Here is a 22,700-nt window from a genome sequence, read left to right as displayed (position 1 = left end):
GCGAAGAACGATCAATTGACCCTGGTCAAGCGGGGGTTGACCCTCCGTCAACAGGTTCGGGGCTACGGCGTCGGGGTGTTCAGGGCCTCGCAGCTCAGGTCGGGGAACTTCCGGGCGGCTCCTCGGACGTGGCCCGTGCCGGTCAGGACGTGTTTGGTGGTGGTCAGGGCCGTGAGGCCCATGGGGCCGCGGGCGTGCAGTTTCTGGGTGGAGATGCCCAGCTCCGTGCCCAGGCCCAGTTCCGCGCCGTCGGCCAGGCGGGTCGAGGCGTTGACCGCCACCACCGCGGTGTCCAGTGCCGCGACGAAGCGGTGGGCCGCCGTCTGGGAGTCGGTGACGATCGCCTCCGTGTGGCCGCTGCCGTGCAGGCGGATGTGGCGTACGGCGGCGTCCAGCGAGTCCACGACCGCGGCCGCGATGTCCAGGGACAGGTATTCGCGCCCCCAGTCCTCGTCCGTCGCGGGCACCACCGCGTCGCTGTGGGCGCGCACCCGTTCGTCGCCGTGGACCGTCACCTTCCGCTCCGCCAGGGCGGCCAGGGCGCGGGGCAGGAACGCGGGGGCGACGGCGGCGTGCACGAGGAGGGACTCGGCGGCGTTGCAGACCGAGGGGCGCTGGGTCTTGGCGTTGAGCAGGATGTCCAGTGCCATGTCCAGGTCGGCGTGCTCGTCCACGTAGACGTGGCAGTTGCCCACCCCCGTCTCGATCACGGGTACGGCGGACTCGCGCACCGTGGTCCTGATCAGTTCGCGGCCGCCCCGGGGGATCAGGACGTCCACGAGGCCGGTGAGGGACATGAGTTCGCGTACGGAGTCGCGGGTGGCGCCCGGGACGGTCTGGAGCGCGTCGGGCGGCAGCGACGCGTCCGCGACCCCCTCGCGCATGATCTCCACCAGTGCGGCGTTGGTGTGCCGGGCGGTCGACGAGCCGCGCAGCAGCGCCGCGTTGCCGCTCTTGAGGCAGAGCACGCCCGCGTCGACCGTGACGTTGGGCCGGCCCTCGTAGACCATGCCGACCACGCCGATCGGGGTGCGGATCTGCCGTACGTCCAGGCCGCTGGGCATCACCGCCCCGCTGATCACCTCGCCGAGCGGGTCGGGGCGGTCCGCCAGCGCGCGGACCATGGCGGCCAGGTCCTCGACCTGCCCCGCCGTCAGCGTCAGCCGGTCGAGCACCGCGTCCGGCAGTCCGGCCGCGCGGGCGGCGGCCAGGTCCATCGCGTTCGCGGCGATGACGTCCGGGACGCGGGCGGCCAGCCGCGCGGCCACCGCGACCAGCGCCGCGTCGCGCTCGGCGCCCGTGGTGACAGCGAGGCGGTCGGCGGCGGACCTGGCGGCCAGGGCGGCCTCGCGGACCGTGCCGGACGCGAGGGACGTGCAGGGCGGTACGGAGGAGGGGGAGGAGGGGGGTGCGGAGGAGGCGGGGGGTGCGGAGGGCGTGGCGGAGGGCGCGGAGGAGGTGGGGGGCGTGGCGGGGGTGTGCGGCATGTGAGGTGTGGGGTTCCAGAGGGGTGCGGGGAGCGAGGGGTGCAGCGGGGGCGAGGCGGTCATCGGCCCGTACCTCCGTGCACCACGGCTTCGGGCCGTTCGCTGTCGAGGCCGAACGCCGTGTGGACCGCGCGGGCCGCGGCCTCGATGTCGTCGGCGTGGACGACGACCGAGGTGCGGATCTCCGACGTGGAGATCATCTGGATGTTGACGCCGGTGTCAGCCAGGGCGGAGAACAGCGTGGCCGACACCCCGGGGTGGGAGCGCATGCCCAGGCCCACCACGGAGAGCTTGCCGACCCGGTCGTCGAGGCGCAGCGCCGGGAAGCCGGTGTCCTGCTGGATGCGCCGCAGGGCCTCCAGGGCGGGCTCCGTCCCCGACGCGGGCAGGGTGAAGGAGATGTCCGTGCAGTCCGTGGCCTCGGTCGAGGCGTTCTGCACGATCATGTCGATGTCGCATCCGGCGTCGGCGAGCGCGCCGAACACGACGGCGGCCGCTCCCGGCTTGTCCGGGACGCCGACGACAGTGATCTTCGACCGGCCGCGGTCGTGCGCGATTCCGGATATCAGCGGGGCTTCCATGGCGGGGGCCGTCGTTCCTTCCTTGGTGGGCGTGCCTTCCTTGGTGGGCGTGATGCGCGTGCCCGCGTGGGCCGCGGCGGATCCGATGTCGTCCGCGAACGAGGAGCGCACCCGGAGCGGGACCCGGTAGCGCTTGGCGTACTCCACGCAGCGCGAGTGCAGGATCTTGGCGCCGTGGGCGGCGAGTTCGAGCATCTCGTCGTAGCCGACCTCGGACAGCGCACGGGCCGCGGGCACGATCCTCGGGTCGGCGGTGAACACGCCGTCGACGTCCGTGTAGATCTCGCACAGGTCGGCGTCGAGGGCCGCGGCCAGCGCGACCGCCGTGGTGTCGGAGCCGCCGCGCCCCAGGGTCGTCACGTCCCGCGTGTCCTGCGAGACGCCCTGGAAACCCGCCACGATGACGACGGACCCGGCCGCGAGCGCCGCCCGTATCCGGTCCGGCACCACCTCGACGATCCGCGCCCTGCCGTGCACGGCGTCCGTGATCATGCCCGCCTGCGCACCGGTGAACGAGGTGGCGTGGTGGCCGAGTTCCGTGACGGCCATGGCGAGCAGGGCCATGGAGACGCGCTCGCCCGCGGTGAGCAGCATGTCCAGCTCGCGGCCCGCGGGGCCGGTGCTGATCCGGTCCGCCAGGTCGAGGAGTTCGTCCGTGGTGTCCCCCATGGCGGACACCACCACGACGACGTCGTGGCCCGCCTCCCTGGCCGCCACCACCCGCCGGGCGACGCGCTGGACGCACTCGGCGTCGGCCACCGAGGAGCCGCCGTACTTCTGCACGACGAGCGTCATTCTTCTTCCTGCCTTTCTGTCGTCCCTGTGGGGTTCTTCGGTGCTTCTGCCGTCGGGAGCGCGAGGAGTTCCGCGACCGTCGGCGCGCAGCCGCCGCAGCCCGTGGTGGCCCCGGTCGCGCGGGCGACGGCTGCCAGGTCGCGCGCGCCCCCGGCCCGACAGCGCAGCAGCGCGCCCTTGGTGACGCCGTTGCACTGGCAGACGACCGTGTCGTCCGGGAGCGCCGCGGGGCCGTTGCCCGTCGCGGCGCCCGCTTCGGCGAGTTCGGGGAAGAGCAGCAGCCTGCGGTCGCGGGGCACCGCCTCCTGGCGGTCGAAGAGCCGGGTGACGATGCCCGCGGTCGAGGTGTCGCCGAGCAGGACCGCGCCGGTGACGCGCTCGCCGCTGAGCACGATCCGCTGGTAGACGGCCCGCCGGGTGTCGGTGTACGTGACGACCTCGCGGTCGGGACCGGCCCCGGCGGTCGGGTCGCCGAGCGCCGCGAGGTCGACGCCCGCCGCCTTGAGGCGGGCGACCGGGCGGCTCGGCCGGTACGGCGGGGAGCCGGCGGCGCCGGTCAGCGCCGCCGCCGCGACCCCGGCCTGGTCCCAGGCGGCGGCGACGAGGCCCGAGACGGTGTTCTCGTGCTCGGCGCAGTCGCCCACGGCGTACACGGCCGGATCGCTCGTCCGCATCCACGCGTCCACCCGCACGCCGCGCCCCGTGGCGAGACCCGCGCTCCTGGCCAGGGCGATGTCGGGGCGCGTGCCGCACGCCACGACCAGGAGGTCGCCCGGGACGGTGCGGCCGTCGGCGAGTTCGACGCCGTTGAAGGCGTCGGCGAGTTCGGTGGTGGCGAATGTGCCGGTGGGGTCGGTGGCGGCGAAGGCGCCGGTGCGGCCGGTGGCAGTGGACGCGCCGGTGCGGCCGGTGGCGGTGGACGCGCCCGTGCGGCCGGTGGCGGTGGACGCGCCGGTTCGGCCGGTGCCGGTGGACGCGCCCGTGCGGCCTGTGGCAGTGGACGCGCCCGTGCGGCCGGTGGCGGTGGTCGCGCCGGTGGGGTCCGTCCCTGTGGACGCGTGGGGGGCGGTCCCCGTCGGCGCGCAAGAGAGTCCGACGCCCGCGGACTCCTCGTCGCGCGCGCCGCCGACCACGTCGATCCCGGTCAGGACCTCGATGCCCAGCCCGCCCAGCGACTCGGCCAGCATCGCCCCGGCCGTACCGTCGAGTTGGCGTTCCATCAGGTGCGGCGCCGCGTGCAGGATCCGAACGCTCAGGCCGCGCTCCGCGAGCCCCCTCGCCGCCTCGACGCCGAGCAGGCCGCCGCCCAGGACGAGGGCGCGCGTCCCCGCGTCGGCGAGCCGCGCGATGCGTCGGCAGTCGTCGAGGGTGCGGAAGGCCACGACGCCCGGCACGAGACTGCCGTCGTCGCCGACGAGCCTCTTCAGCGGCGGTACGAAAGGCGTGCTGCCGGTGGCCAGGACCAGCCGGTCGTACGGCAGGACGTCCCCGCCGTCGAGCGTCACCGCGCGCTCCGACACGTCCAGGGCCACGGCCGTCCGGCCGGTGAGCACGGACACGTCAGGGGGGAGCGCGGGCAGCGCGATGCTCTCCTCGGTGGCCCGGCCCGCCAGCAGGTTGGTCAGCAGGACCCGGTTGTACGCGTGCCTCGGCTCGCCGCCGACGACGGTGATCCGCACGGCCGGGTCGCGGCGGTGCGTCTCGGCCGCCACCCGGTGGCCCGCCATGCCGTTGCCGACGACGACCAGATGCGTGGGGGTCATCCCAGGCGCTCCAGCCGTACGGCGGCGACCTTGAACTCCGGCATCCGGGACACCGGGTCGAGCGCGTCGCCCACCACCGAGTTGACCCGCTGCGCGCCGCCCCAGTGGAACGGCATGAACAGGGTGTCCGGGGGCACCGCCGCGGTGATCCTGGCGGCCGCCTCGGCCGAACCGCGGCGGCTCACCAGCCGGACCCGGTCCCCGGCGGCGACGCCGTACCGGGCGGCCAGGTCGGGGTGGATCTCCACGTGCGGTTCGCCGACGTCGTCGGTCAGTGCGGAGATGCGACGGGTCTGGGCACCGCTCTGGTAGTGCTGCATGATCCGTCCGGTGGTCAGGTGGAGGGGGTAGTGCGCGTCGGGCGTCTCAGCCGACGGCGTGTGGTCGACGGCCACGAAACGGGCCCGGCCGTCGGGGTGGGCGAAGGCGTCGAGGAACATCCGGGGGGTGCCCTCGGCGGGCGGCCCTTGAGGACCGGGCGGCACGCCCTGGAGGCCGGGGCCCGGCGCGTCCGACGACCCGTCCGGCACCTCACCCGCCTCCTCACCCGCCTCCTCCCCCGGCCCCGCCCCGGGCCGCGGCCAGAACACCCCGTCCTGCGCGTCGATGAGCCCGTAGGTGATGCCCGAGTAGTCCGCGGGCCCGCCCGCCGACGCCCTGCGCAGTTCGTCGAACACCTCGCGCGCGCTGTCGGAGAACCCGGTGGACCGGCCGAGCCCGCGGCTCAGCTCGGTGAGCGTCCACAGGTCCGTACGGACTCCGGGAGGCGGCGCGACGGCCCGGCGCCTGCGGATGACGCGGCCCTCCAGGTTGGTCGTCGTGCCGTCCTCCTCCGCCCACTGGGCCGAGGGCAGGACGACGTCCGCGAGTGCGGCGGTCTCGCTGAGCACCGGATCCGCGACCACCAGCAGGTCCAGGCCGCGCAGCCGCTCCTCGACCAGGTTCGCGTTGGGCGCCGAGACGACCGGGTTGCTGCCGAACACCAGCAGGCCGCGCGGCCCGCCCTCCGTACCGAGGGAGCGCAGCAGTTCGTACGCGCTGACGCCGGGGCCCGGCAGGGAGTCGGGCGGCACGCCCCAGACCCGGGCGACGTGGGCGCGGGCCGCCGGGTCGTCGATGCGGCGGTAGCCCGGCAGCTGGTCCGCCTTCTGGCCGTGCTCCCGGCCGCCCTGGCCGTTGCCCTGCCCGGTCAGGCAGCCGTATCCGGAGCCCTCCCGGCCGGGCAGGCCGAGCGCCAGGGCCAGGTTGATGAACGCGCTGACGGTGTCGGTGCCGCTCCGGTGCTGTTCGCCCCCGCGCCCGGTGAGGACGAGGGCGCGCGGGGCGGCGGCGAGCAGGCGCACGGCGCGGTACTGGTCGGCGACCGGGACGCCGGTGAGGCGTTCGACCTGCTCGGGCCAGTAGGCGGCGACGCTCTCGCGCACGTCGGTGAAGCCCCGGGTGCGCCCGGCCACGTACTCCTCGTCGACCAGGCCCTCGGCCACGGCGATGTGGAGCAGACCGGCCGCCAGGGCCAGGTCCGTGCCGGGTACGGGCCGCAGGTGCAGGTCGGCGCGGGCGGCGGTGGCGGTGCGCCGCGGGTCCACGACCACCAGGGAGCCGCCCGCCGCCTGCTGGGCGTCCAGGTAGCGGACGAACGGCGGCATGGTCTCCGCCGGGTTGGCGCCGACCAGGAGCAGCGCGTCGGCCCGTCCCACGTCGGCGAGCGGGAAGGGCAGGCCCCGGTCGAGGCCGAACGCGCGCAGGCCTGCGGCGGCGGCCGACGACATGCAGAACCGGCCGTTGTAGTCGATGTTCGCCGTGCGCAGCACGACCCGGGCGAACTTGCCCAGGAGGTACGCCTTCTCGTTGGTCAGCCCGCCGCCGCCGAAGACGGCCACGCCGTCGGGGCCGTGGCTCCGCTGGATCGCGCGGATCCCGTCGGCCACGCGGCGCAGCGCCTCGTCCCAGTCGGCCTCTTCGAGCGGTCCGCCGGGGGTGCGCCGCACCAGGGGCGTCGTGAGCCTGCGGCCCCGTGCGAGGAGGTCGGCCGCGGTCCAGCCCTTGCGGCACAGTCCGCCCTGGTTGGTGGGGAAGTCGCGGGGGGCCACGGTGGTGCGGCCCGTGTCGTCGGTGTGCAGCCACATGCCGCACTGGAGCGCGCAGTACGGGCAGTGCGTGGCGGTACCGTGCGGCGCTGCGGCGGCCGTCGGCAGGGGCTCACTCATCGCCGCTCCGTCCCGCACCGGCGAGCCGCGAACCGCCGACCTGTCCCGCACCGCCGAGCCGCGAACCACCCGCCCGTTCCGCACCGCCGAGCCTGCGGCCGCACACCCAGGTCACGGCCGCGCACAGCACGTAGTAGGCGGTGAAGGCCAGCAGCGCGCCGCCGGAGTCGCCCGTCGCGCCGATGGACTCGCCGAGCGCGCGGTTGACGAAGAACCCGCCCAGGGCGCCGATCGCGGAGACCAGCCCCAGCGCGGCGGCCGCCAGCCGTCGGCCCCTGGCGCGCCGCTCCCGCTCGTCGCCGGGCCCGCCCTCGCGCAGGGCGCGCGCGACGAACAGGGCGGGGATCATCCGGTACGTGGATCCGTTGCCGATGCCCGCGGTGAGGAAGAGCGCCAGGAAGGCGAGCAGGAAACCGGCGTACGAGTGGCCGCGCACCGCGGCCCACGCGCCCAGCGAACCCGCCGCCATGCAGAGGAAGTTGGCCAGGGTGACCGCGGACCCGCCGTACCGGTCGGCCAGCAGGCCGCCCAGCGGGCGCGCCGCCGAGCCGACGAGCGCGCCCAGGAAGACGTAGTGGACGGCGTCCGTGCCGGGGAACTCCACGGTCAGCAGCAGGGGCAGCGCGGTCGAGAAGCCGACGAACGAACCGAACGTGCCGATGTAGAGGACCGCGACCAGCCAGGTCTGGCCCGCCTTGAGGGCCTCGAAGGGCCGCACGGGGGCGGTGGCCGCCGTCCGCAGGTTGTCCATGCGCAGCAGGGCGCCGAGCGCGGCCAGGAGCACCAGGGGGAGCCAGACGAGACCGGCCGCGGCGAGCCCCAGGGACGAGATGACGAACGGGACCGCCAACTGCACCGAGCTGACGCCGACGTTGCCGCCCGCGGCGTTGACGCCGAGGGCCGCGCCCTGCCGGGACTCGGGGTAGAAGTGGGTGATGTTGGCCATGCTGGAGGCGAAGTTGCCGCCGCCCAGGCCAGCGGTCGCGGCGCACAGCAGGAAGAACCAGTACGGCGTGGACGGGTCGGCGACCGCGACGGCCAGCAGGACGGCGGGCACCAGGAGCAGCAGCGTGCTGACGACCGTCCAGTTGCGCCCGCCGTAGCGGGCGGGCGCGAAGGTGTACGGGATGCGCAGCACGGCGCCGACCAGGCTCGGCAGGGCGACCAGCCAGAAGAGCTGGTCGGCGGTGAAGTTCCGGTCCGAGAGCTCGACGGTGACGACGCTCCACAGCGTCCAGACGGTGAAGCCCAGGTGTTCGCTGACCACCGACCAGAGCAGGTTGCGCCGGGCCACCCGCCGTCCGGTGCTCCGCCAGAACTCGGCGTCGCCCGGCTCCCAGTGCTCGATCCAGCGGCCCCCGGCCGGTCCCCGGCCGTCGGCCCTGCCCGGGTTCCCCGGCGGGGACGGATCCGCCTCGGTGGCCGGAGCACGCAGTTCGGTGCTCACCCCACCGGCTCCTTCCGGGTCCCCAGGAGGCGGATGCTGCGGATGACCTCGCGCGTGCAGGTCAGTTCGCCGAGCCCGGCGATCACTTCGGTGATCGCGGCGTCCGTGGCCGGGTGCGTGACGAGCGCCAGTTCCGCCTCGGCGCCCAGCCCCTCCTGCCGTACGGTCTCCAGGGAGACCCCCCGGTCGGCGAAGACCGCGCTGATCCGCGAGAGGACCCCGGGTTCGTCGGTGACGAACATGCTGATGTGGTGGCGGGCGGCCACCTGCGACCTGGGGCCGTGCGGCAGCACCCGGGAGAGCTCCGCCTGTGCCGCGCCCCGGCCCGCGACCCGTTCGCGGCACAGCTCGACGAGGTCGCCGAGCACCGCGCTCGACGTGGCGAGGCCGCCCGCGCCCGCCCCGTGGAACATCAGCTCGCCCGCGGCCAGCGCCTCCACGAGGATGCCGTTGTCCGCTCCGCGCACCCCGGCCAGCGCGTGTCCCCTGGGGACGAGCATGGGGTGGACGCGGGCGCTGACGCCGTCCGGCGTGCGGTCGCAGATCCCGACCAGTTTGATGACGCAGCCGTTGGCGTCCGCGTGGGCGACGTCGCTCGGACCGATGTGGGTGATGCCCTCGAAGCGGACTTCCTCCAGGGGCAGTTCGGTGTCGAAGGCGATGCGCGCCAGGATCGCCATCTTCGCCGCGGCGTCCGCGCCGCTGACGTCGGCCGTGGGGTCCGCCTCCGCGTAGCCGAGGCGCTGGGCCTCGTGCAGGGCGCCCTGGAACGTGCCCCCGGAGTCCGCCATCCGGTCCAGGATGAAGTTGGTCGTGCCGTTGACGATGCCCGTCACCCGCAGCGGCCGGTCGCCGGCCAGCGACTGCCGCAGCGGGCGCAGCACCGGCACGGCGCCCGCGACGGCCGCCTCGTAGGCGAGGCCGACGCCCTGTTTGCGGGCGATGCGGTGCAGTTCGACGCCGTCGGCCGCGATCAGCGCCTTGTTCGCGGTGACCACGGACGCCCCGGCCTCCATGGCGGCGGTGACCAGGGAGCGGGCCGGTTCGATGCCGCCGATGAGCTCGACGACGACGTCGACGTCGCCCCGGGTGACGAGGCCGTGCGCGTCGGTGGTGACCAGGGAGCCGTCGATGCCCGGCAGTTCCCTGGGTCTGCGTACGGCGATGCCCGCGAGTTCTACGGGCGCGCCGGTCCTGGTCGCCAGTTCGGCGGCGCGCCCGGTGAGGGCGCGGGCCGTCTCGGCGCCCACGGTGCCGTGCCCGAGGAGCGCGACGCGGAGCGCCCCCGTGGTGCGTTTCATGTGGTCCCCCCAGAGTTCGTGGATGTCCGCGCGGTGGATGTCCGCGCGACGGGCCGGTCGGTCGTCGGCCCGGTGGAGCGCTCAGCCGGCGACGGTCTCGGAGGACGGCCGGTCCTCCTGCGCGGCGGGGGCCGCTTCCGGTTCGGCGGGTGCCGCGCGCCCCGCCGTGAAGCGCTGGAAGACCTTGGCGCCGACGGCGAGCGACACCGGCAGCAGCAGGTACCAGCCGAAGAAGCAGAAGACGACCAGGACGGCGACGAGCGAGACGACGGCGCCCAGGCGGCCGAAGGGGCTGCCGCGCAGCAGCTTGACCGCGGCGGAGAGCCCGGCGACGTACACCGCGACGAAGCAGGCCGAGGCCGCGGTCATGATCGGGTCGAGCCTGATGTCCAGGACGGCCGCGCACACCAGCAGTACGGCGGTCAGCGACGCGAGGACGACGAGGCTGCGCTTGGGGATCTCGCCCGCGCGGTGGCCCTTGCCCAGGGCCCTGGGCAGGTCGCCGTCCCTGCCGAGGGCGGCGCCGAGCCGGGAGCCGCCCGCGATGTAGGCGTTGACGGTGGCGAAGGTGAGCAGGGCGGCCGCGCCCGCGGTGACGGCGCGGGCGGAGTCGCCGATGCCCCGTTCCAGCAGGAGGGTCAGCGGCACCGAGCCGCGCTCGGGGTCGGAGCCGAGCACGGCCATCGACGTGGTGGCCACGCCCAGGTAGAGGACGGCCACGACGACGATGGTCAGGCCGGTGACGATGGGCAGTTGGCGCCGGGGGTTGGAGAACTCGCCCGACAGGTGCGAGACCGCCTCCCAGCCGGAGAAGGCGAAGAACAGCAGGGTGGCGGCGTGGCCGACGGCGAACCAGCCGTGCGGCGCGAACGGGGTGAAGTTGTCGCCGTGCGAGTCGGGCGCGGCGACCGCGATGGCGACGACCATGAGGGCGGCGAGCAGCCCGACGAGCAGCAGTTGCAGCCCGCCGGAGAGCTTCAGGCCCAGCCAGTTGCTGATGTAGGCGCCGAGCAGCAGGACCGCGGCGACGCCGAGCGACATCAGGTAGCCGCCGCCCAGCGCGTCGGCGACGTAGGAGCCGCCGACGATGGCGGCGCTCGCCGTGCCGACGGGGACGGCGAAGTAGAAGAGCCAGCCCACGGGGGCCGAGGTGCGGGGCCCGAACGCCTTGGCCGCGTAGGTGGCCACCCCGCCCCCGTCGGGGTAGCGCATGCCGAGCGAGGCGAACGCGCTGGCGATCGGGACGCAGAACGCGACCATCAGGGCCCAGGCCACCAGGGAGGCCGGGCCCGCCTCGCGTGCCGTCAGGGCGGGCAGGGCGAGGACGCCGCCGCCGAGGACCGCGCCGACGTACAGCGCGGTTCCCTGCGCCACGCCGATGCGATGGCTGGAACTCATGTCTTCTTCTCTCCGTGGGGTCGGGGCCGTACGGACGGGCAGGGGAGTGCGGACCGGCCGGGGCGTCAGCCGGAGCTGGGGACGAGGTCGCCGCGTACGGCGGCGGGGCGCCGGTCGAGTCCCGCCAGGAACCCGGCCGCGGCGGCCAGGAAGCCCGGGACCTCCAGCAGGAACGCGTCGTGTCCGACGTCGCTCGTCGTGTCCCGCTCGTGCCGGGCGGCCAGGCCGCGCGCCGCCAGCCCGGTCCTGACGTGCTCGCTGTGCTCGGGGCCGAAGAGCCGGTCGGACGCGAAGCTGTAGAGCAGCACGTCGGGCGGTACGGGCAGGGTGTGCAGCCGGTCGGGGGCCGCGAACGCGTCGAAGCGGTCCATGGCGTCCATGAGGTGCAGATAGCTCCGGGCGTCGAAGCGGCGCAGGAACTTGTCCGTCTGGTGTTCCAGGTAGCCCTCGACGGCGAAGTCGCCCTGCACGACCGGCGACGGATGGGTGCGCGTGCCGCTCCTGCGCGCGGTGCGGCCGAACTTGCGCTGGAGGGACCGCTCGGAGAGGTACGTGAGGTGGGCGATCATCCGGGCCGTGCCCAGGCCCGCGCGCAGGCCGTCCTCCCGCGAGGGGTCGACCGCGGCGCTGCTGCGGATGGCGTGCCGGGCGATCGCGTTCCAGGCGAGGTTGTCGGCGCTCTGCCGGGCCGTGGACGCGATGACCGCGAAGCCGTCCGCGTCCCCCGGGTGGCGCAGCAGCCACTCCAGGGTCTGCATCCCGCCCAGGGACCCGCCGACGACGGCCCGCAGCCGGCGGATCCCCAGGGTGGTGAGCAGGGCGCGGTGGACGGCGACCATGTCGGCCACGGAGATCTCGGGGAACGCGTCCCCGTGGGGCACGGAGTCGGGTCCCGCCGCCCAGGGGCCCGTGGTGCCCGCGCAGCCCCCGAGGACGTTCGCGCAGACCACGTAGTACTTGTGGGTGTCCACCGGTCGGCCGGGGCCCACCATCGCCTCCCACCAGCCCGGCGCGTCGTCCGCGCCGTGGCGCGCCGGATGCGCATCGCCGGTCAGCGCGTGGCAGACGAACACCACGTTGTCGCGCGTCTCGTTGAGCCGGCCGAAGGTCTCGTACGCCACCTGTACCGGGGCTAATCGCCCGCCCGTCGCGAGGTGTAGCGGACGGCCTTCCGGGAAGGGCGTGACGAACGACAGACGGCTGCTGGTCGGCGCGGGCCAGCCCTTGAGCACCACAAGATCCCCCTGTTGTCGCGTGCGGTTCGAACGGGCGGAGCTGTACGGCCGTACGACTCCGTACGGCCGGGCGGTACTTCCGGTCGTACGGAGTCGTACGGCCGGGTGGAGTCGTACGGCCGGGTGGAGTCGTACGGCCGGGCGGCGCTACACCGCGGCCAGTGCCTGCTCCAGGTCGTGGATCAGGTCGTCGGGGTGTTCGAGGCCGACCGCGAGCCGCACCGACCCCTGGGTGATCCCGGCGCCGAGCAGGTCCTTCTCCGGCAGGTGGGCGTGGGTCGTGGAGGCGGGGTGGGTGGCCAGCGAGCGCACGTCGCCGACGTTCGTGACGTGCGAGAAGAGCTTGAGCCCCTCGATGAATCGGGCCCCCGCCTTCCGTCCGCCCTTCAGCTCGACCATCACCATGGGCCCGAACCCGCCGCCCAGGTAGCGCTCGACCTGCTCGGCCTCGGTGCCCTCCGCCAGGCTCGGGTGGCGCACCAGGTCGACCTTGGGGTGGCCCACGAGGAACTCGGCGACCTTCAGGGCGTTGTCCGAGTGCGCGGGCATGCGCAGCGGCAGCGTCTCGATGCCCTGGAGGATGAGGAAGGCGTTGAAGGGGCTCAGGCACAGGCCGAGGTCGCGCAGCAGGGTCTCGCGGGCCTTGAAGAGGTAGCTGCTGCGGCCCCGGGTGTCGGGGAGCTTGCGGCACTCCTCGCCCCAGACGACGTTCCCGTACGCGGGGTCGGGCAGGGTCATCTGCGGGTGGCGCGGGGAGTTGTCCCAGTCGAAGTTGCCGCTGTCGACGATGACGCCGCCGATCGCCGAGCCGTGGCCGCCCAGGTACTTGGTGCCCGAGTAGACGGAGACCGCGGCGCCGTGGTCGAAGGGGCGGCAGGTGAACGGCTGCAGGGTGTTGTCCATGATCAGCGGGATCCCGTAGCGCGCGCCGATCTCGGCGACCTCCCCGATGGGGAAGATCCGCAGGCGCGGGTTGGGCAGGGTCTCGCCGAAGTAGAGGCGGGTCCTGTCGTCGGTCGCCTCCTCGAAGTTCTTCGGGTCGGCCGGGCTGACGAACCTGGTGTCCACGCCGAGCCGCCGCAGCGTGGCGCCCAGCAGGCTCCAGATGCCGCCGAACAGCTCGTTCGAGGAGACGATGTTGTCGCCCGCCTCGACCAGGTTGAGGATCGACAGCGTCACCGCCGCGTGCCCGGAGGCCGTGGCCAGACCGGCGACGCCGCCGTCTATCTGGGCCATGCGCTCCTCGAACACGTTCAGGGTGGGGTTGCCCAGGCGGGTGTAGGCGTGCCCGTTGCCTTCGAGGCCGAACAGCCCGGCCGCCATGTCGGCGTCGGGGAACTCGTAGGCGGCCGTCATGTAGATGGGCGTGATGAGCGGCGGGTTGACGCCCATGCGGACGTGCCGGCCGCCCTGGACGGTCGCCGACTCGCGCCGGACGTAACCGCGGTCGTCGAACAGCTCCGCTTCGTCGCTGGACAGCATGGAGAGGGGTCCTTCCGGAAAAAGGGGTGGGAGGTGAAAGGGGCCGGCGTACCGGGTCAGAGGTACGTCATGGACTGGTACAGCTCCTCCAGGCGGCGGTTGACCCGCCGCAGCCAGCGCCCGGTCCTGTTCATCAGCCGGCGCGGCGCCGACGTCCCGGTCACGTGCGCACCGACCGCTCGTGCAGCAGCGACACGGCGCGCCGGGCGGAGCCGATGGCCCCGGCCTGCCAGCCGATGTAGTGCGTGAGCCAGTCGCCCGCGAAGTAGACGCGCCCGGCGGGCTCGTTCAGCAGGTCGTAGGCGGCGCCGGAGTCCTCCGGCCATTCGATCCAGCCGCCCTCGATGTGCGGTATGCGGTGCCAGGCGACCGCGAAGCCCGAGGCGAGCTCCTCGCGGTGGGCCGGGCCGTGGATGCGCTCGCCCAGGGCGACGGCCTTCGCGGTCCGCTCGCGGGGCGTCAGCCTGCCGAACGCCAGCGCGTCCTCGCGGTAGTGGTAGTAGCCGACCAGGACGCCGCGCCGGGAGTGGAAGCCGTGTGAGGGGTACCAGACGTGCGTCAGCGGCAGGTCCGTCTCGGTGATGCCGCCGTAGATCCGGTGGTCCTCCTCCCACCAGCGGCGCCGGTACTCGAGGCCCAGCTTGCCGACGGCCAGCGGAGCGGGCACCCGCAGCGCGGAGGCCACCGCGGAGCCGAGGTTGTGCTCCGTGCGCGCCAGGACGTTGGGCGGCAGCGCGGCCACGCAGAAGTCGGCCCGCTCGACCCGTTCCCGGCCGCGCGCGTCCTCGTACCGCACCTCGACGCCGGAGTCGAGGTCCCGGATCTCGCGGACCACCGCCCCGTAGGAGATGCGCCGCTCGCCGACCCGGTCGACGAACGCGTCGACGATCCGGTCCATGCCGCCGACCGGCTGGAACATCATCATCGCCTGGTCGTAGTCCACCTCGAAGGAGAGGTAGCGGCCGCTGCCCCGGGCGAAGTACTCCGACAGCGAGGGCACCGGGCCGTACAGCTCGCCCGCGGCGTCGGCGGCCCCCGGCGGGGTGCGGTAGCCGCGGCGGGGGCCGCCCCGGTAGTCCCGGTCGTCCGCGCGCTTGCCGATGGCGCCGAAGTCGCCGAGGAACGCCAGCAGCCGCTCGCGGTCGTCGGCGGTCAGCTCCTTGTCCAGCGCCCTGCGGTCGACCGCCTTGGCCAGCAGCTCCGACACGTAGCCGTGGGCGTCGGCCTTCACCGTGCGGTGCCGCAGGGGCGTGCCGACCTTGTCCAGGTAGACGTAGGCGTCGCCGTTCTGGTTGGCGAACGGTTCGATGGGGACGCCGAGTTCGCGACAGTAGTCGAGCGTGACCATGTGCTGCGCGATGCGGGCGGGGCCCGCGTTGAAGTACTGCCCGGCGGAGAACTCCGCCCGCTGGGTGCGCCCGCCCAGCTCCCGCTCCTCCGTGCCGGAGCGCACGGTCCAGTTCCGCCCGCCGGGGCGCTGCTTGGCCTCCAGGATCCGGCAGTCGTATCCGGCCTTTCCGAGCTCGTACGCCGCCGTCAGACCGGCGATTCCGGCCCCCAGGACCACGATCCGCGGCGCCTTCCGGCCATCGGTGAAGTCACCCGCACGCGGCGGCACGAACGCCGACGCCTGCTGCGCCGCACGGGCGTCGGGGGCGAGACCGAGCGCGCCCATGGTCGCCCAGAGCATCCCGGCGCCGCCCACGACACCCACGTTCCGCAGGAAATCCCGTCTGCTGCCGTACGCATCCGCCACCGCTGCCTCCGCCTCGTGTCCCGTTCGTGAAGCCGTTCGTGAAGCCGATCCCGGCGCCGTCCCAGGCGCCGTTCGCGGCACTACGAGCATCCGTACTCGGCCAACCCGGCGGGAATGGCTGCTCGGTCGCCCGTCCGGGCTGCCCGGACGGCTACTGCCCGATCGGGCACCCCGGACGGGCGACCGGGCGACCCTTCCCGGCGCGCCGGGCGCACGGAACGCTGACCGCTGCTGTCCGCGCCCACGGCCCAGCCGGTGGGACGGTGCAGCCGGTGGGACGGCGCGCCGGTGGGACGGCGCGGCAAAGCGGCGGACGCGGCGCCGGAAAGCGGCGCCCGCCGGGAACGGCGCCGCGCGGACACCAGCACCGCGCGGACAACGGTCGAGAGACGACGAGGAGTTGGCGATGAGCTTGGCGATGAGCGAGGTGTACTCCATGGACCAGCGCACGGGCCTGGCGGTGGAGTCGGTCGCGGAGGAGTCCGGGGCCCGGGAGGTCGCCCGGGTGTGCGGGGCCGCGGCCGACGCCGCCGCGGGCCTCGACCGCATGGGGCCGGGCGGCCGGGCGGCCCTGCTGGAGGCCGTCGCGGTCGAGCTGGAGGCCGCCGGCGCCGCCCTGGTGGAGGCAGCCGACCGGGAGACGGCGCTCGGCGCGGACCGGCTGCGCGGCGAACTCGTCCGCACGTGCGGACAGTTGCGCTTCTTCGCCGAGGTGCTGCGCGAGGGCTCCTACGCGGACGCGGTGATCGACCGGGCCACGGCCGGGGGCGATACGGGACCCGGGCTGCCCGACATGCGGCGCATGCTGCGGCCCCTCGGCCCGGTCGCCGTCTTCGGCTCCAGCAACTTCCCGCTCGCCTTCTCGGTCGCGGGCGGCGACACCGCGTCGGCCCTCGCCGCGGGCTGCCCCGTCGTCGTGAAGGCGCACCCCTCCCACCCCGCGACCAGTCGGCTGGCGTTCGACGCGGTGGCCAGGGCCGTGGCCGCTGCGGGCGCGCCCGCCGGCACCGTGGGCATCGTCTGGGGGTTCGAGGCGGGCCGCAGCCTGGTCCTCGACCCCCGGATCAAGGCCGTCGGCTTCACGGGCTCGCTCGTCGGCGGCCGCCGGCTCCACCAGCTGGCGGCGTCGCGCCCCGAACCGATCCCCTTCCACGGCGAACTGAGCAGCCTCAACCCGGTCTTCGTGCTGCCGGGCGCCGCACGGGACCGGGCCGCGTCCATCGCCCGGGACTTCGTACGGTCCCTGTCCTTCGGGCACGGCCAGGTGTGCACCAAGCCGGGGCTGCTGCTCGTGCCCGCGGGGACGGACGGGGACGAGCTGCGCGCGGAAGCGGCCGCCGCCGTGACCGAGGTCGCCCCCTCCTGGCTCCTCAACGACGGCATCCGCGCCGCCTTCCGGGAGGGCGTCGAGCGGCTGTCCGCGCTGCCCGGCGTGCGCACCGCCGCGGTCGGCCGACCGGCGGACGACGACGAGCGGCAGGTCGCCGCGTGTCTGCTGCACGTGGCGGCCAAGGAGCTGCTGCGCCCGGAAGCGCCCCTCATGGAGGAGTGCTTCGGCCCCTTCGCCGTGATCGCCGAATACCGGGACGTGGCCGAACTCATCGAGGTCGCGGAGGCGTTGGAAGGACAGCTGTCCTGCGCGGTGCACGCCGACGAGGGCGAGCAGGAACTGTCGGGCCTGCTGCTCGACCGGCTCGCCCGGTCCTGCGGAAGGATCGTCTGGAACGGCTTCACGACCGGCGTGACCGTCGGCTGGGCCACGCACCACGGCGGCCCCTACCCCGCGACGACCTCCCCCGGGCACACCTCCGTCGGCGCCTCCGCCGTCTCCCGCTTCCTGCGCCCCGTCTGCTACCAGTCCGTGCCCGACGCGCTGCTCCCGCCCCAGTTGCGGAACGCCAATCCGCTGTCCCTGCCGCGCCGCATGGACGGCGTACGCGCCTGAAGCACCCCAATTGGCCCCGAGTGGAACGAGGTTGCACAAGAGCCCCTCCGACGTCAGACTGGACGACGCTTGTATGTGTCTGCTGTCCGTGTCGTCCTGGGCAGCGGCCCACCGCCGTCGTGGACCGGTCAGCGCCGACCATCCGCTGATCAGCGATGACCGACGTACGAGGGGGAAGCCGCATGTCAGCAGCGACAGAGCGGGTCGCCGTCATGACCAGGAGCGAAGTGCTGCGCAGGGGGGTGCAGACCCTCTTGGGGGACGTCCCCGACGTCGAGTCCGTACGCGACTGCGCCTACGAACCGCAGGCGGCCGCCGCGATCGACTTCACCGACGTGGACATCCTGTTACTTTCCTGCCCCCGGGAGGACTGGGTCAAGGAGACCGCGAACCGCGCGGGCGCGGCAGGGGCGAAGGTACTGCTCCTGCTGGACGAGCGCATGGTCGACGACCCGGACTCCATCCGCGGGCTCGTCGCCGACGGGGTGCTGCTGAAGCACGAGCTGACGTCAGCCGCCCTCGCCCTCGCCTTCACCCAGGTGCGGAGCGGGGGCTTTCCGCTGCCGTCCGCCTTCTCCCACGCCCTGATCAGGCGCTCCCCCGGCCCGGCCCTGGGGCACCGCGACCGCATCGCCACCCTCACCCCGCGCGAGCGCGAGACGCTGGAGCTGCTGGTGGAGGGGCTGAGCAACAAGCTGATCGCCCGGCGGCTGCGGATCTCGGAGCACGGCGCGAAGCGGCTCGTGGCGAACATCCTGGCCAAGATGAACTGCCCCAACCGCACCCAGGCGGCGGCCATCGCCGTGCGCATGGACGCGGTGCGGATGGACGCCGTCTGCTGAAGCACCCGGCCGCCTGCGGGCGCCGCGCCGATCACGGCCCGGCGCCCGCAGGCCACGCGGTCACGCGCCCACGTACTCCGCCAGGTGCTCGCCCGTCAGCGTCGCGCGCGCCGCGACCAGGTCGGCCGGGGTGCCCTCGAAGACGACCTGGCCGCCGTCGTGGCCCGCGCCTGGCCCCAGGTCGATGATCCAGTCGGCGTGAGCCATGACCGCGGGGTGGTGCTCGACCACGATCACCGACTTGCCCGCGTCGACCAGCCGGTCCAGCAGGCCCAGCAGCTGCTCCACGTCGGCGAGGTGCAGGCCGGTGGTCGGCTCGTCCAGGACGTACACACCGCCCTTGTCGCCCATGTGCGTCGCCAGCTTGAGGCGCTGGCGCTCGCCGCCGGAGAGGGTGGTCAGGGGCTGGCCGAGGCGGAGGTAGCCGAGGCCGACGTCCGCGAGGCGCGCCAGGATGCGGTGGGCCGCGGGCGTGGCCGCGTCGCCCGACCCGAAGAACTCCTCCGCCTCGTCCACCGACATCGCCAGCACCTCGCTGATGTCGCGCCCGCCGAGGTGGTATTCGAGGACCGACGGCTGGTACCGCTTGCCTTCGCAGTCCTCGCAGGGGGTGGCGACGCCGGCCATCATGGCGAGGTCGGTGTAGATGACTCCGGCGCCGTTGCAGTGCGGGCAGGCGCCTTCGGAGTTGGCGCTGAACAGGGCGGGCTTGACCCCGTTGGCCTTGGCGAACGCCTTGCGGATCGGGTCGAGCAGTCCGGTGTACGTCGCCGGGTTCGAGCGCCGGGACCCCCGGATCGGCGACTGGTCGACCACGACGACGCCCTCGCCTGGCGGGATCGAACCGTGCACCAGGGAGCTCTTCCCCGAGCCCGCCACACCGGTCACCACGGTCAGCACGCCGAGCGGGACGTCCACGTCGACATCCCTGAGGTTGTGCGCGCTCGCGCCCCGCACCTCAAGGGCGCCGGTGGGCTTCCGTACGGACTCCTTGACGGCGGCCCGGTCGTCCAGGTGGCGGCCGGTGACCGTGTCGCCCTTCCGCAGCCCTTCCACGGTGCCCTCGAAACACACCTCGCCGCCCGCCGTACCGGCGCCGGGTCCCAGGTCCACCACGTGGTCGGCGATCGCGATCGTCTGCGGCTTGTGCTCGACGACCAGCACCGTGTTGCCCTTGTCCCGCAGGCGCAGCAGCAGGTCGTTCATCCGGTTGATGTCGTGCGGGTGCAGGCCGGTGGTCGGCTCGTCGAAGACGTACGTGACGTCGGTGAGGGACGAGCCCAAGTGCCGCACCATCTTCACGCGCTGCGCCTCGCCGCCCGAGAGCGTGCCCGAAGGGCGGTCCAGGGACAGGTACCCGAGGCCGATCTCGACGAACGAGTCGAGGGTCTCGCCCAGCGCCGTGAGCAGCGGGGCGACCGAGTCGTCCTTGAGGCCGCGCACCCACTCGGCCAGGTCCCTGATCTCCATCGCGCAGGCGTCGGCGATGCTGATCCGCTTGATCTTCGACGACCTGGCGCCCTCGCTGAGGCGCGTGCCCCCGCACTCGGGACAGGAGGTGAAGGTGACCGCCCGCTCCACGAACGCCCTGATGTGCGGCTGCATCCCCTCCTTGTCCTTGGCGAGGAACGACTTCTGGATCTTGGGGATCAGGCCCTCGTAGGTGAGGTTGACGCCGTTGACCTTGACCTTGGTGGGCTCCCGGTAGAGGAAGTCCTGCATCTCCTTCTTGGTGAACCTGCGGATCGGCTTGTTCGGGTCGAGGAAGCCCGACTCGGCGTAGATCCCGACCGTCCACACGTTGTCCGACTTCCAGCCGGGGATCGTGAAGGCACCCTCCGCAATCGACTTGGAGTCGTCGTACAGCTGGGTGAGGTCGATGTCGGAGACCGTGCCGCGGCCCTCGCAGTTCGGGCACATGCCGCCAGTGCGGCTGTAGGTCGCCTTCACCGCCTTCTTGTCGCCCACGGAGATCGCGCCGCTGCCGCGGACCGAGGCGGTGTTGAAGGAGTACGCGCTGGGCGGGCCGATGTGCGGCACGCCGAGGCGGCTGAAGAGGATGCGGAGCATGGCGTTGGCGTCGGTGACCGTGCCGACCGTGGAGCGCGGGTCGGCGCCCAGCCGCTGCTGGTCGACGACGATCGCCGTCGTCAGCCCTTCGAGCACGTCGACCTCGGGCCGCGCCAGCGACGGCATGAAGCCCTGGACGAAGGCGCTGTACGTCTCGTTGATCAGGCGCTGCGACTCGGCGGCGATCGTGTTGAACACCAGCGAGCTCTTGCCCGAGCCCGAAACGCCCGTGAACACGGTCAACCGGCGCTTGGGGATCTCGACGCTGACGTCCTTGAGGTTGTTCTCGCGCGCCCCGTGCACCCGGATCAGGTCGTGGCTGTCGGCGGCGTGCTCCGCGGGCGACCGCCCGTCCGTCCTCTTGGCCATGGTCCTCGGGTCTCCATCCGTCGGGGCGGGGCGGGCCTGCCGTTCGCCGTACGACTGCCACGCTAGACGCGGTGCGGCGGTCGGCGCTTCTCGAAACCTGACCGGGCGCGGTGCCGTGCGTCAGGCTCCCGGGTGCACGTGGAGGTCCAGGCCCGTCGTGCCCCCGGGCTCCCGGTCCGGCAGGAGCCGCATGTCGTGGTCGTAGTCGCCGCCCGTGAGCGTGCGGAACGGGACGGGGGCGTCCGTGAAGAGGCCGTCCAGGCGGTGCGCGTACGCCTGCTTCGCGGCCTCGTACTCCTCGTCGGTCAGCGCGTTCGCCCCGGTCACCGCGTACGGCTCCAGCGGCTCCATGCCCGTGAACCAGAACAGTCCGTGCTGCAAGGGGTGGAGCAGGTCGGACAGGCGGCCGTGGATGCCCCGGTCGGAGAACGCCGTCCCCCTGGCCCCCGCCGTCACGGAAACCAGCGCCCTGCGGCCCGCCAGAGGGCCGTGGCTGTACGGCGGCGGAACGGCGGGGCCGTAGGCGAAGCCCGCCGTGAACACCCGGTCGACCCAGCCCTTGAGGATCGCGGGCGCCGAGAACCACCACATCGGGAACTGCAGGATCACCGCGTCCGACCAGAGCACCTTCTCCTGCTCCGCCGCGATGTCCGCCGCCAGCCGGCCGTCCAGGGTGGCCCGCTCCGAGTCGGCCATCACCGCGAGCCGTTCGTCCGCGTCCCTGTCGGGGAAGTCGTCGGCGTCGACGGTCGCCTTCCACTTCATCGCGTACAGATCGGAGACGCGCACCTCGTGGCCCGCCGCACGGAGGTGTTCGGCCGCGAAGGAGGTGAGGGAGGCGTTGAGGGAGCGGGGCTCGGGGTGGGCGCTGACTATCAGGATCTTCTTCTTCGACATGGTCCTACGGTGGCCCGGCCGCGGGGCGGTAGCCAGCACCTTGTTCGTCCGGGGAACGGCGTTCCTGGTACTCGCGGGACCACCCTCGCGAAAGTGCCGCCCATACTTGGGTTACTTGGGTCCATGGACGTGACGGGGGACGGCGGCATGGCCGACAGGGACGGGAACGGCGGAAGCGGCAGCACGGGCAGCGGGGGCACGGGCGGGGGCGGCGCCGTCGGGGGCGGCGCCGCGCACGGGGCGGGCGGGGCGGGCGGGGGCGACAACCGGCTGGCCCTCGGCGGCTTCCTGCGCGCCCGCAGGGCCCGCGTGTCCCCCGAGCACGTCGGGCTCGTCGGAGGGCGGCGCAGGCGCGTGCGCGGGCTGCGCCGCGAAGAGCTGGCCCAGCTCGCCGGAATCAGCGTGGACTACTACGTACGGCTGGAGCAGGGCCGGGCCACCCAGCCCTCTCCCGAAGTGCTGGACGCGCTCGCGCGGGCGCTGGGGCTCGACGCCGCCGAACACCGCCACCTCGCCACCCTCGCGGCCGCCCGGCACAGCGCCGCGCCCCGGGCCAGAGTGAGCCCCCAGTTGCAGCGGCTGCTGGACTCCCTGGACGGCTTCCCCACGTTCGTGACGGACCACAGACTCGACGTGGTGGCGTGGAACGCGCCGGGCGCCGAACTGATCGGCGGCGTGGCCGCCCCGGAGCGCCGGGACCGCAACAACGCCAGGTTCCTCTTCCTCGACCCCGCGTCGCGCGACGTCCACCCCGACTGGGCGGACCGGGCGGCGGAGGCCGTGGGCCAACTGCGGGTCGCGTCGGGGCGCTACCCGGACGACACGGAACTCGCCGCGCTCATCACCGAACTGTCCGCGCTCAGCACCGACTTCCGGAAGATCTGGGACAGCGGGGAGATCACGATGTGCGCGGCGGGGCGCAAACGGCTGCGGCATCCCGTCGCCGGACTGCTCGAACTGAACTTCGAGGTACTGTACGTCCCCGGCGCGCCGGGCGAACAAGGGCTGGTGGTGCACGTGTTCAGCGCGGAGGCGGACAGCCCGGAGGCCGCCGCCCTCGCCCTGCTGGGGAGCCCGTTGGAACGCCCCCGCTCTTGAGGCGGACGGGGCTCGAACCTCGCCGCC

General features: G+C 73.8%; 15 protein-coding genes. 3 read left to right on the top strand and 12 right to left on the bottom strand.

Annotated elements, in window-relative coordinates; translation table 11 throughout:
* Positions 1-62 precede the first annotated feature (62 nt).
* The 10 genes from ACIBNE_RS14975 to ACIBNE_RS14930 all read right to left on the bottom strand — a co-directional run bounded on the left by ACIBNE_RS14975 (position 63) and on the right by ACIBNE_RS14930 (position 15,386).
* Complete coding sequence (locus ACIBNE_RS14975) at positions 63-1,550, bottom strand: glutamate-5-semialdehyde dehydrogenase (protein ID WP_399271353.1); 1,488 nt, start codon at positions 1,548-1,550, stop codon at positions 63-65.
* Positions 1,547-2,863, bottom strand: a complete 1,317-nt coding sequence (locus tag ACIBNE_RS14970) for an aspartate kinase (RefSeq protein ID WP_399271354.1) — start codon at positions 2,861-2,863, stop codon at positions 1,547-1,549. Before ACIBNE_RS14970 ends, ACIBNE_RS14975 begins: the two co-directional genes overlap by 4 nt.
* The gene (locus ACIBNE_RS14965) at positions 2,860-4,626 is read right to left on the bottom strand and encodes an FAD-dependent oxidoreductase (RefSeq protein ID WP_399271355.1); all 1,767 of its coding nucleotides are present in this window, start codon (positions 4,624-4,626) and stop codon (positions 2,860-2,862) included. Before ACIBNE_RS14965 ends, ACIBNE_RS14970 begins: the two co-directional genes overlap by 4 nt.
* Positions 4,623-6,833 carry a molybdopterin oxidoreductase family protein gene (locus ACIBNE_RS14960; protein ID WP_399271356.1) on the bottom strand — a complete coding sequence of 737 codons (2,211 nt, stop codon included), beginning with the start codon at positions 6,831-6,833 and terminating at the stop codon, positions 4,623-4,625. The genes ACIBNE_RS14965 and ACIBNE_RS14960 overlap by 4 nt, the downstream gene beginning before the upstream one ends.
* On the bottom strand, positions 6,826-8,280 hold the full coding sequence (locus ACIBNE_RS14955) for an MFS transporter (protein ID WP_399271357.1): 1,455 nt from the start codon (positions 8,278-8,280) through the stop codon (positions 6,826-6,828). Before ACIBNE_RS14955 ends, ACIBNE_RS14960 begins: the two co-directional genes overlap by 8 nt.
* Entirely contained in the window at positions 8,277-9,581 is a 1,305-nt protein-coding gene (locus ACIBNE_RS14950) for a homoserine dehydrogenase (protein WP_399271358.1), read from the bottom strand. Before ACIBNE_RS14950 ends, ACIBNE_RS14955 begins: the two co-directional genes overlap by 4 nt.
* An 81-nt stretch (positions 9,582-9,662) precedes the next feature.
* Positions 9,663-10,979: an APC family permease gene (locus ACIBNE_RS14945; protein ID WP_399271359.1), complete on the bottom strand. Its 1,317-nt coding sequence runs from the start codon at positions 10,977-10,979 to the stop codon at positions 9,663-9,665.
* A 65-nt stretch (positions 10,980-11,044) separates the two neighbouring features.
* Positions 11,045-12,211 carry a homoserine O-acetyltransferase gene (locus ACIBNE_RS14940; RefSeq protein ID WP_399271649.1) on the bottom strand — a complete coding sequence of 389 codons (1,167 nt, stop codon included), beginning with the start codon at positions 12,209-12,211 and terminating at the stop codon, positions 11,045-11,047.
* A 150-nt stretch (positions 12,212-12,361) separates the two neighbouring features.
* A complete protein-coding gene (locus ACIBNE_RS14935; RefSeq protein ID WP_399271361.1) occupies positions 12,362-13,696 on the bottom strand; it encodes an O-acetylhomoserine aminocarboxypropyltransferase/cysteine synthase family protein in 1,335 nt (444 codons plus the stop codon).
* Positions 13,697-13,856: 160 nt separating this feature from the next.
* Positions 13,857-15,386: a flavin monoamine oxidase family protein gene (locus ACIBNE_RS14930; RefSeq protein WP_399271655.1), complete on the bottom strand. Its 1,530-nt coding sequence runs from the start codon at positions 15,384-15,386 to the stop codon at positions 13,857-13,859.
* A gap of 478 nt (positions 15,387-15,864) precedes the next feature.
* Between ACIBNE_RS14930 and ACIBNE_RS14925 the strand changes: the two genes are divergently transcribed.
* Entirely contained in the window at positions 15,865-17,397 is a 1,533-nt protein-coding gene (locus tag ACIBNE_RS14925) for an aldehyde dehydrogenase (NADP(+)) (RefSeq protein WP_399271656.1), read from the top strand.
* A 182-nt stretch (positions 17,398-17,579) separates the two neighbouring features.
* Positions 17,580-18,239: a LuxR C-terminal-related transcriptional regulator gene (locus ACIBNE_RS14920; RefSeq protein WP_399271362.1), complete on the top strand. Its 660-nt coding sequence runs from the start codon at positions 17,580-17,582 to the stop codon at positions 18,237-18,239.
* A gap of 60 nt (positions 18,240-18,299) precedes the next feature.
* Here ACIBNE_RS14920 and ACIBNE_RS14915 read toward each other — a convergent pair whose 3' ends face one another.
* Entirely contained in the window at positions 18,300-20,678 is a 2,379-nt protein-coding gene (locus tag ACIBNE_RS14915) for an ATP-binding cassette domain-containing protein (protein ID WP_399271363.1), read from the bottom strand.
* Between the two features lie 120 nt (positions 20,679-20,798).
* Positions 20,799-21,575, bottom strand: coding sequence for an NAD(P)H-dependent oxidoreductase (locus tag ACIBNE_RS14910; protein WP_399271364.1), 777 nt, complete (start codon positions 21,573-21,575; stop codon positions 20,799-20,801).
* Between the two features lie 123 nt (positions 21,576-21,698).
* On the opposite strand from ACIBNE_RS14910, the gene ACIBNE_RS14905 reads away from it, so the two are divergent.
* On the top strand, positions 21,699-22,673 hold the full coding sequence (locus ACIBNE_RS14905) for a helix-turn-helix domain-containing protein (protein ID WP_399271365.1): 975 nt from the start codon (positions 21,699-21,701) through the stop codon (positions 22,671-22,673).
* The last annotated feature ends 27 nt before the right edge of the window (positions 22,674-22,700 follow it).

Source organism: Streptomyces sp. NPDC050504 (assembly GCF_044458065.1).
Classification (GTDB): Bacteria; Actinomycetota; Actinomycetes; order Streptomycetales; family Streptomycetaceae; genus Streptomyces.
The sequence above is the reverse complement of the archived record's forward strand: the minus strand, read 5'-3'. Positions and strand labels throughout refer to the sequence as shown.